Origin of the sequence: Xinfangfangia pollutisoli (assembly GCF_020179405.1) — a bacterium.
Taxonomy (GTDB): Bacteria; Pseudomonadota; Alphaproteobacteria; order Rhodobacterales; family Rhodobacteraceae; genus Pseudogemmobacter; species Pseudogemmobacter pollutisoli.
In genome coordinates this window covers 21,351-34,494 of record NZ_JAICBZ010000004.1, presented here as the reverse complement: position 1 = coordinate 34,494, position 13,144 = coordinate 21,351, and the positions used below count along the sequence as shown (strand labels likewise).

At 67.3% G+C, this 13,144-nt stretch carries 11 protein-coding genes; 6 read left to right on the top strand and 5 right to left on the bottom strand.

Going from position 1 to position 13,144, the window contains the following annotated elements; genetic code table 11:
- Nucleotides 1-4: 4 nt before the first annotated feature.
- Nucleotides 5-2,185, bottom strand: coding sequence for a tetratricopeptide repeat-containing sulfotransferase family protein (locus tag K1Y73_RS02915; RefSeq protein WP_225026422.1), 2,181 nt, complete (start codon nt 2,183-2,185; stop codon nt 5-7).
- 161 nt (nt 2,186-2,346) lie between these two features.
- Complete coding sequence (locus tag K1Y73_RS02910; protein WP_225026421.1) at nt 2,347-3,264, bottom strand: porin; 918 nt, start codon at nt 3,262-3,264, stop codon at nt 2,347-2,349.
- 343 nt (nt 3,265-3,607) lie between these two features.
- Here K1Y73_RS02910 and K1Y73_RS02905 point away from each other — a divergent pair, with 343 nt between their 5' ends.
- The 4 genes from K1Y73_RS02905 to holA all read left to right on the top strand — a co-directional run bounded on the left by K1Y73_RS02905 (nt 3,608) and on the right by holA (nt 8,455).
- Complete coding sequence (locus tag K1Y73_RS02905; RefSeq protein ID WP_225026420.1) at nt 3,608-4,165, top strand: DUF3576 domain-containing protein; 558 nt, start codon at nt 3,608-3,610, stop codon at nt 4,163-4,165.
- A gap of 162 nt (nt 4,166-4,327) precedes the next feature.
- Nucleotides 4,328-6,961 (top strand): leucine--tRNA ligase, encoded by a 2,634-nt coding sequence (leuS, locus tag K1Y73_RS02900; RefSeq protein ID WP_225026419.1) that lies wholly within the window; start codon nt 4,328-4,330, stop codon nt 6,959-6,961.
- The gene (lptE, locus tag K1Y73_RS02895) at nt 6,948-7,445 is read left to right on the top strand and encodes an LPS assembly lipoprotein LptE (protein WP_225026418.1); all 498 of its coding nucleotides are present in this window, start codon (nt 6,948-6,950) and stop codon (nt 7,443-7,445) included. Before leuS ends, lptE begins: the two co-directional genes overlap by 14 nt.
- Nucleotides 7,442-8,455: a DNA polymerase III subunit delta gene (gene holA / locus K1Y73_RS02890; protein ID WP_225026417.1), complete on the top strand. Its 1,014-nt coding sequence runs from the start codon at nt 7,442-7,444 to the stop codon at nt 8,453-8,455. Before lptE ends, holA begins: the two co-directional genes overlap by 4 nt.
- A gap of 10 nt (nt 8,456-8,465) precedes the next feature.
- On the opposite strand, the gene K1Y73_RS02885 is transcribed toward holA, so the two are convergent.
- Nucleotides 8,466-10,160, bottom strand: a complete 1,695-nt coding sequence (locus K1Y73_RS02885) for an acyl-CoA dehydrogenase (protein ID WP_225026416.1) — start codon at nt 10,158-10,160, stop codon at nt 8,466-8,468.
- Nucleotides 10,161-10,264: 104 nt separating this feature from the next.
- Here K1Y73_RS02885 and K1Y73_RS02880 point away from each other — a divergent pair, with 104 nt between their 5' ends.
- Nucleotides 10,265-11,212, top strand: a complete 948-nt coding sequence (locus K1Y73_RS02880; RefSeq protein ID WP_225026415.1) for an L-threonylcarbamoyladenylate synthase — start codon at nt 10,265-10,267, stop codon at nt 11,210-11,212.
- A gap of 40 nt (nt 11,213-11,252) precedes the next feature.
- Here K1Y73_RS02880 and K1Y73_RS02875 read toward each other — a convergent pair whose 3' ends face one another.
- Nucleotides 11,253-11,948: a glutathione S-transferase N-terminal domain-containing protein gene (locus tag K1Y73_RS02875; RefSeq protein ID WP_225026414.1), complete on the bottom strand. Its 696-nt coding sequence runs from the start codon at nt 11,946-11,948 to the stop codon at nt 11,253-11,255.
- 158 nt (nt 11,949-12,106) lie between these two features.
- On the opposite strand from K1Y73_RS02875, the gene mscL reads away from it, so the two are divergent.
- Nucleotides 12,107-12,478, top strand: coding sequence for a large conductance mechanosensitive channel protein MscL (gene mscL, locus K1Y73_RS02870; RefSeq protein ID WP_225026413.1), 372 nt, complete (start codon nt 12,107-12,109; stop codon nt 12,476-12,478).
- A gap of 52 nt (nt 12,479-12,530) precedes the next feature.
- Here mscL and K1Y73_RS02865 read toward each other — a convergent pair whose 3' ends face one another.
- Entirely contained in the window at nt 12,531-13,136 is a 606-nt protein-coding gene (locus K1Y73_RS02865) for a protein-methionine-sulfoxide reductase heme-binding subunit MsrQ (protein ID WP_225026412.1), read from the bottom strand.
- Between the last annotated feature and the right edge of the window lie 8 nt (nt 13,137-13,144).

Here is a 13,144-nt window from a genome sequence, read left to right as displayed (position 1 = left end):
CGTCTCAGTCCTTGATATGTCCGTCGGCACGCAGCTGGTCGAGCATCGGCTTCAGCCGGTCGCCATAGCGCGCCCAGGCCTTGACCGATCCGGTCGAGATCGGCTGGCGCACCTGGAAGACGCTGAGCGTTTCGACCTTGCGGGTGTTCTGGTGGAAATTCAGGCAGGCATCCTGCCAGTCCAGCCCGCAGGCCGCGATCAGGGCGCGGCTTTGCGGTTCGGGGTCGGCGACCAGATCCTCGTACTGGATCTCGTGGAACCAGTCGGGAACCAGGCTGCGCCAGAAGTCGATCATCCTGACGAAGGTCGTGTAATGGCGCGCCAGATCGACCTGGTCATAGCCGTACAAATGGGTGCCGGCCGGGAAGACATTCTTGTAGATCGACAAAAGCGTGTCGCGCGGATCGCGGCGCACCACGATGAACCGTGCCTTCGGCATGGCCAGCTTGGCCAGTCCCAACGTCAGATAGGTCTGGATCGACTTGTCGGTGATCCGCTCGGCATCGGGAAAGCGGCTGCGGATCATCGCGGCATAATCCTGGCCCAGCGCCGCGAATTCGGCCGGGGCGATCGACAGCGCCGGACGGAAGCCGCCGCCCTTGCCGCCGAACAGCAGCCTTAGCGCCGAGACGGTGCCGTCGGCCAGTTCCCCCGCCCCGGTCACGCTGGAATGGCTGGCGATGATCTGTTCCACCAGCGTCGTGCCCGACCGCGGCATGCCGGTGACAAAGATCGGCGCGGCCTCGGTGGCGCCGGGGATCGTCGCGCCCTGCCAATCCATGCCGGCCATCGCCTCCATCAGCCGGGCAACCTGATCCTCGCGTTCGGCGATGTCATAGGGATTGGCCTTGCGCATCAGCGCATTGGCGGGATCGAGATAGTCGAAGACCCGGCCATAGTCCTTCGCATCCTCCAGCGCCTTGGCCAGCGCGAAGCCCAGCGCCATCCGGTCGCGGTCGCTGGCGCCGGGGTCGGCAAAGCGGCGTTGCATCTCGGCGATCAACGGCTCACCCGGCTTGGCCTTGTGCGAGGCGTAATACAGCCGGTAGGGCTCACCCGTGGCGGGATCGGCCTCGATGGCCTGCAGGAAATCCGCCTCGGCCTCGGCAAAGCGGCCCAAGCCCTGCAGGAAGACGCCCCTTGCGCCCAGGATCGACGCATGGCCCGGCGCAAGCGCCAGGGCGGCGGCAAAATGCGCCTCGGCCTCGGCATCCTGGCCCAGATGCGCCTCGGCCTGGGCCAGCATCATCAGCGGCAGCGCATCCTTGCCACCGGCGCTTTTCACCGCGGCGGCAAAGGCCTGGCGCGCGGCCTCGTAATCGCGCAGCAGGGTCAGCGCATTGCCGCGGGCCAATTGCAGATCGGCGCGCGTCGGCGCCAGGGTGGCGGCGCGGTCCAGCCAAAGCAGCGCGGCCTTGGCCTGCCCCTCGGCCAAGGCCAGATTGCCCAGCCCGGCCAGGGCCGGCAGCAGATCGGGCGCCAGCGCGATCGCGGCGCGGAAAGCCTGGCGCGCCTCGTCGGCGCGGCCCAGCCGCAGCAGCACCGGCGCCATGTTCGCCAGCGCCTCGGCATAGCGCGGATCGGCGGCCTGGGCGGCGCGATAGGCCTGCAGCGCCTCGTCCAGCTTGCCCTGGGCGGCCAGGGCCGAGCCCAGAACATTGGCCACCAGCGCCGCACCGCGATGGGCGGTCAGCAGCCGCTTGGCCAGCAATTCGGCTTCGGCGTGGCGGCCCGAGGTTTCCAGCGCCAGCAGCGCTTTCAGCTGATCGGCCGGAACGCCGCCGGTTGCGGGCCGGTTCATGCCGGAATGGGCGCCGAAGCGGGCCAAGAGCGGCTGCTTCGCCTCGGACGGCAGCGGCGACGATTTCAGCGCGGCAGTGAAGGCACGGCGGGCGGCGGGGCTGCCGTCCAGCGCGGCGGCATCGGCCCAGGCGGTCCAGACGGCGGGTTGGGAAGGGGCCAGCTGTGCCGCGGCCTGGGCATGGAACAGCGCGCGGTCGAAGCGGTCGAAACGGGTGAAGATGCGGGCGATCTGATATTCGACCTCGGCAATCCTCGGATTGGCCTCATGCAGGGCGCGGAACAGGTCCAGCGCCTCGGCAAAGCGTCCGGCCTGCAGCGCGGTCATGGCGCGGGCATAGGCGGCTTTCGCATCTGTCGCAGCGGGCGCCGTCGGGCTGGCCATGGGGATCTCCGGCTGATCATCTTCGCAATCGTCGCGCCGACACTAGCGGCCGGGGCGGCGGAAGGGAAGGAAGGGCAAGGAGAAAGCGATGCCGCAGGGGGGCCGCCAAAGGAAAAGGGCGGGCCATTGGCCCGCCCTTCCCTGATCAGAGGATCGTTCGATTAGAACGACATCCCGATACCCAGCGACCATTGGTCGTTGTCCAGGCCATCGACGTCCGAGCCGTAGCCGAACTCGACCTTGGCGCCGCCGCCCAGGTCATAGTTGGCGACCACACCGAAGGAGTCGAACGAGTCGCCAACGACTTGCTCAACCTTACCGTAGTTGACGCCCACGCCGATCGGGCCCGACACGTAGGTCAGTTCAGCACCGATCTTGTTGTCGCGGTTGTCCCAGTCGTCGTCGAACGAGATATAGCCGATCTTGCCGGTGAACGCGCCGCCGAAGGTCGCAGCAGCCGACACACCGATGGCCGAGCCATTGTCGCCGGCGTCTTGGTAGGCCAGACCCAGGTTCACGTCGGTGCCACCCAGGTTCGCGGTGTACTTGATACCGACGCCATAGATGTCGTCTTCAACGCCGACGCCATCGTCGCCTTGCTCCAACGACACCGCGAAGCCGAACTGGCCGAAGGTGTTTTCGTAGCGCAGGATTTGGCCATCGCCAGCACCGTTGCTGGAGCCGTCCATGTCATTGCCACCGAACCAAGCCACGTGCGTGGTGTGGTCGTCGGCGATCGAGGTCATGCCGCTGTCCATGTCGGCCAGAGCCCAGTCCAGCGCACCATCGGTGTCGCCCAGGGTCAGCTTGCCGAAGGCGCCCGAGATGTAGACAGTGGTGCCCGAGTCGTCATTCAGGGCAACGTTGCCTTCGTCCAGGTCGATCGCGGCGCCGAATTCCAGGCCGCCATCGGTGGTGCCCGACATCGAGAACTTGACTTCGACGTCTTGCCAGAAGGCAACGTCGCCAGCCGCGTTCGACCAGATACCCATTTCGGCTTCGCCCTTCACCGTCACTTCGGCGGCGGCGAGACCCGCGGTGCCAGCCAGCATGGTGGTGGCAAGAAGAATCTTTTTCATCGTTTTCCCTCGTTTGACTCAAGGATGGCCCAACTCAGGGGAATCCGAATTGGGTATGGGCTGTGTTTCGGTCCTTGCGGCCTCAATTGCAACGTTTCCGGGGCAGGATCGGGCAAAGCCTGTGGCGATGGTGCAGCTATGCCACAGTCGGGTTTTCCGCCCCGGCGCCCCACCAAGGCCAAAGACGGGCCGCGACGCCTTGCCGCCCCGCCCCGGGCCAGACCCGTGTGCTGCAAGGATTTTCGCGCGTCCCGCGGGCGGAAGCGCGCAGGCCCGCGGGGAAAATCCTTGTTCCGCCCCGGGGGCTCGGATAGAGAACCCCTGTGACCGACCGGAGAGCCTGATGCCCCCGACCCTGACCGCGCCCGCCTTTGCGCGCCTTGTTCTTGCCGCAAGCCTTCCACTGTTCCTGGCCGGCTGCGGCGGCGATTCCGGCCTGTTCGGGCGCGGTGCCCGCGATGGCGTGGTGACCGCGGACGAAATGGCCTCGCGCCAGGCGGCCGATGACAAGCGCGCGGCGATGGAAAAGCTGGGCGCCGATGGCAAGCGCAGCAATGGCACGATCTGGGATCTGTTCAGCAATTCGGACAATCCCAACACCACGGTCGAGGTGAACAAGTATATCTGGCAGGCCAGCCTGGAAGTGCTGAACTTCCTGCCGATCGAGACGGTGGACCCGTTCACCGGGGTGATCGTCACCGGCTATGGCGCGCCTCCGGGCGGCGGCCGCGCCTATCGCGCCACGATCTATGTGCAGGATCCGGCGCTTGATGCGCGCAGCCTGAAGATCGCGCTGCAGACCAAGGGCGGCGGTGCCGTCTCGCCCGAGACGACGCGGGCGGTCGAGGATGCGATCCTGACCCGCGCCCGCCAACTGCGTCTGCGCGATTCCAAGCTTTAGGCCCTGACCCTTCGGGCCATCGCGCCCCCTGGCCGACCGCCGGGGCTCTGCCCCGGAACCCGGGATATTTGCACAGAGAGGAAGGCCGCCCGAGCCGGGGTGGCTTTACCTTGGGCCTTGGCCGGGTGTATCCCGCGCCTGACTGAGAATGAGGTGTCCTGAATGTCGCGCTATGACCCTTCGGTGATCGAGCCCAGATGGCAGAAGGCCTGGGACGAAGCGGGGGCCTTCACCGCGCGGCACGATCCCTCGAAGCCGAAATATTACGTGCTTGAGATGTTCCCCTATCCGTCGGGGCGCATCCATATGGGCCATGTGCGCAATTACACGATGGGCGATGTCGTGGCGCGCTTCATGGCCGCCAAGGGCCATTCGGTGCTGCATCCGATGGGCTGGGACGCCTTCGGCATGCCGGCCGAGAATGCCGCGATGGAGCGGGGCGGCCATCCGAAGGATTGGACCTACGCCAATATCGCCGACATGAAGGCGCAGATGAAGCCCCTGGGCCTGTCGATCGACTGGTCGCGCGAATTTGCCACCTGCGACCCCGACTATTACGGCCAGCAGCAGGCGATGTTCCTGGACATGCTGGAAAAGGGCCTGGTCTATCGCAAGGCCGCGGTGGTGAACTGGGACCCGGTCGACATGACCGTGCTGGCGAACGAACAGGTGATCGACGGCAAGGGCTGGCGGTCCGGCGCGGCGGTCGAACGGCGCGAGCTGGTGCAATGGTTCTTCAAGATCTCGGATTATTCCGAAGAGCTGCTGACCGCGCTGGACGGGCTGAAGGACTGGCCCGAGAAGGTGCGGCTGATGCAGGCCAACTGGATCGGCCGCTCGCGCGGGATGCAATTCGGCTTTGAAACGGCCGGCGCGCCGCAAGGCTTTGACAAGCTTGAGGTCTATACAACGCGGCCCGATACGCTGATGGGGGCGTCCTTCGCCGCGATCAGCCCGGATCACCCGCTGGCCAAAGAGCTGGAGAAGGATCCGGCCGTGGCCGCCTTCATCGCCGAATGCCGCAAGGGCGGCACCTCGGCCGAGGAAATCGAGACGGCGGAAAAGATCGGCTATGACACCGGCATCAAGGTGAAGCATCCGCTGGATCCGGCCTGGGAATTGCCGGTCTGGATCGCGAATTTCATCCTGATGGATTACGGCACCGGCGCCATCTTCGGCTGCCCGGCGCATGACCAGCGCGACTTCGACTTCGCCACCAAATACGGGCTGCCGATCCGGCCGGTCTTCGTGGCGGAAGGCGCCGAGGACGCCGTACTGGACGCGGCCTTCGTGCCGATGAAGTCGGAGAAGGTCCGCTATATCCGCGGCTTCGCGGGGGTAGAGACCCAGACCGGCGACGAGGGCGTGGCTGCTGCCATCGCCCATGCCGAGGCGCAGGGCTATGGCCGGGGCGTCACCAAGTTCCGGCTGCGCGACTGGGGGCTTTCCCGCCAGCGCTATTGGGGCTGCCCGATTCCGGTCGTGCATTGCGCCAAATGCGGCGTCGTGCCGGAGAAGAAGGAAAACCTGCCCGTCCGCCTGCCCGATGACGTGAGTTTCGACAAGCCGGGCAATCCGCTGGACCGTCACCCGACCTGGCGCGACGTGCCCTGCCCCGCCTGCGGCGCCCCGGCCCGGCGCGAGACGGATACGATGGACACCTTCGTCGATTCGTCCTGGTACTATGCCCGCTTCACCTCGCCCCGCGCGGCCACGCCGACCGACAAGGCCGAGGTCGAGTACTGGATGAATGTCGACCAGTATATCGGCGGCATCGAGCATGCGATTCTGCATCTGCTGTACAGCCGCTTCTTCGCCCGGGCGATGCATGCGACCGGCCATCTGCCGCAGAAGGCGATCGAGCCGTTCAATGCGCTGTTCACGCAGGGCATGGTCACGCATGAGATCTACAAGACCACCGACGAACGCGGCCGGCCGGTCTATCACCTGCCCGAGGACGTGACTTCGTTCACGCTGGGCGACCGGCGGGTCGTGGTTCTGGGCGACGTGCCGCCGCCGGACCCCGAATTGATCGCCGATGTCGATGCCTGGCTGCAGGAACTTGCCGATGCCGGGTCGCTGGTCGAGGTGATCCCCTCGGCCAAGATGTCGAAATCGAAGAAGAATGTCGTCGATCCGATGAACATCATCGCCCAGTTCGGCGCCGATACGGCGCGCTGGTTCGTGATGTCCGATTCGCCGCCCGAGCGGGACGTGGAATGGACGGCCTCGGGCGCCGAAGCCGCCTACAAGCATCTGTCGCGGGTCTGGGGCCTGTGTTCGCGCATCGGCGAAATGCCGGCCGATCACACCGGCACGGGCGATGACGAATTGGCACGGGCGACCGCGCGCGCCATCGACGAGATCACCAAGGGCATCGAAGGCTTTGCCTTCAACAAGGCCATCGCCTCGCTTTACGCCTTTACCAACACGCTGGCGCGGGCCAATGCCTCGACGCCGGCGATGAAGGAAGCGATGCGCACCCTGGCCAAGCTGATGTCGCCGATGGTGCCGCATATCGCCGAATCGATCTGGTCCTATCAGGGCGGTGCCGGGCTTTGCGCCCAGGCGCCCTGGCCCAAGGCCGATCCGGCGCTGCTGGTCGATGACAGCGTGACGCTGCCGATCCAGATCAACGGCAAGCGGCGCGGCGAAATCGTGGTTCCGAAGGACATGGCCGCGCCCGAGGTTGAAAAACGCGCGCTGGCGAATGAGGATGTGATCAAGTTCCTTGCCGGGCAGCCGGTGAAGAAGATCATCGTCGTGCCGGGCCGGATCGTGAATGTCGTCGTGTAACCGCCGCCTTTTTCTTCTGTCGCCGCTGGCGCTGGCCGCCTGCGGCTTCACTCCGGCCTATGCGCCGGGCGGGCCGGCGACGGCGCTGACCGGCACGGTACGCGCCGCCGACCCGACCGACCGCAACGGATTCGATTTCGTCGAACGGATCGAGGAACGGCTCGGCCGGCCGCATGCGACGGTCTATGACCTGACCTATCGCATCCAGACCGAAACGGTGGGCGTCGGCCTGACCTCGGACAGCAAGATCACCCGCTACAACCTGAAGGGCGCCATCGACTATGCGCTTGTGCAGCGCGAGACGGGCAAGACCGTGGCCTCGGGCCGGGTGCACAGCTTCACCGCCTGGGCCTCGACCGGATCGACCGTGGCGGGGCTGGCGGCCGAGGAAGATGCCGGCACGCGGCTGATGCGCATTCTGGCCGATCAGATCGTGGCGCGACTGGTGGCGGCGATGGCGGCAGAGACGGCGGCGGGGCCATGATCCTGCGCGGGGCCGAGGCGAACCGCTTTCTCGCCAAGCCCGACCCTGCCCGCGCCGGTCTGCTGATCTTCGGCGAAAATGCGATGCGGGTCGCGCTGAAGCGGCAGGATGCGATCCTGGCGCTGGTCGGGCCCGAAGGCGAGGCCGAGATGCGCCTGTCGCGGATCAGTGCCGGCGATCTGCGACGCACGCCCTCGCTTCTGACCGATGCGATCAAGGAGATCGGTTTCTTCCCGGGCCCGCGCGTGGCCTTTGCCGAGGATGCGACCGACGGGCTTGCCCCGCCGATTGCCGCGGCGCTGGCGGCCTGGGTGCCGGGCGATGCGACGATCGTGGTCACGGCCGGCGCACTGACCGGCAAATCGGCGCTGAAAACCCTGTTCGAGAAACACTCGAACGCCGTGTGCATCGGGCTTTATGACGAGCCGCCAAGCCGCGAGGACATCGAGGCCGAGCTGGCCCGTGCCGGCCTGTCGCGCATCCCGCCCGAGACGATGGCGGATCTGGCCACCCTGGCCCGTGCGCTGGATCCGGGCGATTTCCGCCAGACGCTGCAGAAGATCGCGCTGTACAAATGGCAGGATGACAGCCCGCTGACGCCGGCCGAAGTGGCGGCGATGGCGCCGGCCTCGATCGAGGCGGAAACCGATGAATTGCTGCATGCGGTGGCCGAGCGCGACACGCCCGCGATCGGGCTTTTGATGCGGCGGCTGGAAGGTCAGGGCGTGCAGCCGGTGGGGCTGTGCATCCAGGCGACGCGGCATTTCCGGGCGCTGCACACCGCCAAGATCGACCCGGGCGGGCTGCAGGCCGGGCTGATGAAGGCGCGCGTCTTCGGGCCAAGGCGCGACCGGATGCAGCGCCAGGTCGGACAATGGCCGCTGCGCGCGCTGGAATCGGCGCTGCAGCAGCTGGTCGAGGCGGATCTGACGCTGCGATCTTCGTCGCGCGCGCCGCTTTACGCGGTGATGGAACGCGCGCTGATCCGCATCGCGATGACCCGGCGCTAAGGCCCGGACCTTAGCCCGCCAAAGCCTCGGGCGTCAGCGCATACAGCCCCTCGGCGCCTTCGCGGGCTTCGGTCAGCAGGGGTGCATGGCGGGGCAGCAACCGGCGGATCATGACCCGCGCCAAGGGCAGCCGTGCCGCATCGGCCAGCGCCGCTTTCAGATGCGCCTGCCCGCCCAGAACCAGCGCGAAGGCGGTCAGATAGGGCACGGCCCCTGCGAATCTGTCATTCGGCGCCAGCGCCAGCAGCGCCTCGGTCGTCTCGCGCAGCGATTCGGCCGCCTGCCACAGATCGCCGGCCAGATCGGGCAGCGCGTCGCGGGCGGATTTCGCATCCGCCTCGATCTCGCCGATCAGCCGGAACGCCGCCTCGCCGCCATCGGCCAGCTTGCGCCCAACCAGATCCATCGCCTGAATGCCGTTGGTGCCTTCATAGATCGCGGTGATCCGCGCATCGCGCAGATATTGCGCGGCACCCGTTTCCTCGATGAAGCCCATGCCGCCATGGACCTGCACGCCCGTATCGGCGACGCGGATGCCGACATCGGTGCCATAGGCCTTGGCGATCGGCGTCAGCAGCGCCGCGCGGGCCTGCCATTCCGGGGCGCCTGTCGCGGTGGCCATGTCGATGGCCTTCGCGCAGGCCAAGGCGATGGCGCGCGCGGTGAAAACCTCGGCCCGCGCCTCGGCCAGCATGCGGCGCACATCGGCATGGCCGATGATCCCCGCCACGCCTTCCGGCGTCGGGCCCTGCACGCGGTCCTGCGCGAAGGCAACGGCCTTTTGCAGCGCCGCTTCGGCCACGCCCACGCCCTGCACGCCCACGCCCAGCCGGGCATTGTTCATCATGGTGAACATCGCGGCCATCCCCTTGTGCGGCGCGCCCACCAGCCAGCCCTTGGCGCCGTCGAACTGCATCACGCAGGTCGGGCTGCCATGGATGCCCAGCTTGTGTTCCAGGCTGACCACTTTCAGGCTGTTGGCCACGCCGGGATTGCCCTGATCGTCAGGCAGGAATTTCGGCACCAGGAACAACGAGATCCCCCGCGTTCCCGCCGCCCCGTCGGGCAGCCGCGCCAGGACCAGATGGCAGACATTCGACACAAGGTCATTGTCGCCCCAGGTGATGAAGATCTTCTGCCCCGTCACCGCATAGGTGCCGTCGCCCAGCGGCTCGGCCCGCGATTTCAGCGCCCCCACATCCGACCCGGCCTGCGGCTCGGTCAGGTTCATCGTGCCCGACCATTCGCCCGAGATCAGCTTGGGCAGATACAGCGCCTTCAGATCGTCGCTGGCATGGTGGTCCAGCGCCTCGATCTGGCCCTGGGTCAGCAGGGGGTTCAGCTGCAAGGACAGGCAGGCCCCGGCCAGCATCTCGTTCACGCAGGTCGCCAGAACATGCGGCAGGCCCATGCCGCCATGGTCCGGGTTGGCCGAAACGCCGATCCAGCCGCCGGTGGCGATCGCCTGATAGGCCTTGTCGAACCCGGGCGAGGACCGCACGACCCCGTTTTCAAGCCGCGCCGGCGTCAGATCGCCCGCGCGGTTCACCGGCGCGACCACGTCGTCGCACATCCGCGCCGCCTCGGCCAGGATCGCGGTCACCATATCGGCGCTTGCCTCGGCGAAACGCGGGGTCGCGGCCACTTCGGCAAAGCCCACGACATGGTCAAGGATGAAGCGCTGGTCACGGGCGGGGGCGGGCATGGCAATTCCTCCGGCTTGTTAAGGCAGGTCGGCTCGACTAGGACCAAGCCGGGCCGCCTTCGCAACCCCCTTATCACCGCCCGGCCCGCCGGACGCTGCGTCACATGGAACCGACCGAGACCCTTTCCGCCGACGATGCCGGGATCGCCCGGGCCGCCGCTTTGCTGCGCGCGGGGCAGCTTGTCGCCTTCCCGACCGAGACGGTCTACGGGCTGGGGGGCGATGCGCGGAACGATCAGGCGGTGGCGCGGATTTTCGAGGCCAAGGGCCGGCCGCGCTTCAACCCGCTGATCGCCCATGTCGCCGATCTTGAGATGGCCGAGACGCTGGCGGTCTTCGATGCCCAGGCGCGGGCGCTGGCGCAGGCCTTCTGGCCCGGGCCGCTGACGCTGGTGCTGCCGCTGCGGCCCGAGGCCGGGATCTCGGCCCTGGTCACCGCCGGGCATGACACGCTTGCCGTGCGCCTGCCCGCCCATCCGGTGGCAAGCGCGCTGCTGCGCGCCTTTGGCGGGCCGCTGGCGGCGCCCTCGGCCAATCCGTCGGGCCGGGTCTCGCCCACGCGGGCCGACCATGTGCGGGCGGGCCTGTCGGGCCGGATCGCCGCGGTGCTGGATGGCGGGGCCTGCGCGGTGGGGGTGGAAAGCACCATCGTCAGCCTGGGGCCCGAGCCGCGGCTTCTGCGCCCGGGCGGGGTGCCGGCCGAAGCGCTGGAGGCGGCGCTGCGTCAGCCCCTGCCGGCCGGCGGCAGCGAAACGGCGCCCAATGCGCCCGGCCAGCTTGCCTCGCATTACGCGCCCGGCGCGCCGGTGCGGCTGGGCGCGCATGCGGCCGAGACCGGCGAGATCCTGGTGGGGTTCGGCCCGGTGAAGGGCGATCTGACCCTGTCGGCCAGCGGCGATCTGGTCGAGGCCGCGGCGAGCCTGTTCCACATCCTGCGCGAGGCCGACGCGCTGGCCGGGCCCGAGGGCCGCATCGCCTTTGCACCGATCCCCGAGAAGGGGCTGGGCCGGGCGATCAACGACCGGCTGCGCCGGGCGGCGGCGCCCCGTTAGGGGCGCTGCGATCCTTCGTCGAAGGATCGCGCCCCAGCGGTCAGCCGCGGGCGGGAATGTTGATCGCGCGCTGCACCGCCGGGCGGGCCAGGAAGCGATCCAGATAAAGCGGAACATTCTTCAGACTGCCCCAGCCCGCGATATCCGCCGCCTTGTAGAAATCGCGCAAGCCGCGCAGCCAGGGCCCGATCGCCATATCGGCGATGGAATAGTCGCCCGCGATCCAGTCGCGCCCCTCAAGCGCGCCATCCAGCACTTTCAACAGCCGCTCCACCTCGGCGCGGAAGCGTTCCTTCGGGCGCGGATCTTCGATCTCCTTGCCGGCGAAATGGTGGAAATACCCCAGCTGGCCGAAAATCGGCCCGATCCCGCCCATCTGGAACATCAGCCACTGGATCACCTCCCAGCGCTGCGCCTCGGGCAGGAACTGCCCCGACTTCTCGGCCAGATACAGAAGGATCGCCCCGCTTTCGAACAGCGCCAGCGGCTTGCCGCCCGGGCCCTGCGGATCCAGAATCGCCGGGATCTTGTTGTTGGGGTTCAGCGACAGGAATTCCGGGCTGAACTGGTCATTGCTGGCAAAGTTCACCAGATGCGCGTCGTAAGGCAGCCCGGTCTCTTCCAGCATCAGCGACACTTTGATGCCGTTCGGCGTCGGCAGGGAATACAGCTGGATCGCGTCGGGCCTGCGCGGCGGCCAGCGGCGGGTGATCGGAAAATCGGCAAGGTCGGACATCGGGGCCTCCGCGGCTGGATTCGGGCTGATCTCATTCTCACATAAGCAGAAATTCCCCGTGAAGAAGCAGACTTCTCTGTGCGATAGTCGCCTCACGCCTGTGCAGGCGCGTTTTGGGAATGCCCGGGGGTGGTTCCGGGCCGCAGAAGGGGCAAATAATGCTAAATGAGTTCAAGGCCTTCATCGCGAAGGGCAATGTTCTTGACCTTGCCGTCGGGATCATCATCGGGGCGGCCTTCACCGCCATCGTCACCTCGCTGGTCGACGATCTGGTCAATCCGCTTCTGGGGCTGGTGATCGGCGGGATCGACTTCAGCTCGATCAGCGTCGGCCTGGGCGAGGCCCAGTTCATGATCGGCAATTTCATCAATGCCGTGATCAAGTTCCTGATCATCGCCTGGGTGGTCTTCCTTCTGGTCAAGGCGGTCAACCGGCTGGTCCCGAAGAAGGCCGAGGCGCCGGCGGCCCCTCCCGGGCCCAGCGAGACCGACCTGCTGAAGGAAATCCTGGCCGAGCTGAAAAGCAAATAGGCCAAAGGGGGCAGGCCCGCGCCCGCCCCCCGTTGCCGCCAGGCTTCACCTCTCAGGCCGCCGCCGCGTTCCGCGGCCTGAGATACCAATACCAGGCGCGATAGGCCCACAGCCCGATCAGCGGTCCGAAATGCACCGCCGCCACCGGCCAGCTGCCCCAGTTGTGCAGCGCCGCCCAATGGATCAACACCAGAACCGCCGCCGGATAGGCCAGTTTCTGCAGGCCCTTCCAGCCCCGGCGCAGCCAGCGTTGCGACGCGTCGTTCGAAGTGATCGCCAGCGGCACGAAGATCAGCATCGCCAGCCAGCCGGTCCAGATCTCCACATGCGGCAGGGCGGCAAGAACGCGGTCAAGCGTGCCGCGGTCGATCAGATAGACCAGCGTATGCAGCGCGGCATAGGCGAATGCCGCCACCTCGATGTCGCGCCGGTGATGCAGCAGCCAGCGCGGCCCGCGCCAGCCGCGGAACAGCAGCACCAGCCCCGAAGCCATCATGCCGATGATCATGAAGCGCGCGGCGAATTCGCCGGTCGGATGCAGCAAGCGGTGAAAAGCCTTGGCATCCTCGCCGAACAGCGCCGGCAGCATGGTCACCCCTGGCAGGGCAAGGACGATCCAGAGGATCAGGGTCGAAGGTTTCTGGCTGAGCAGTCGCATGGCGCACC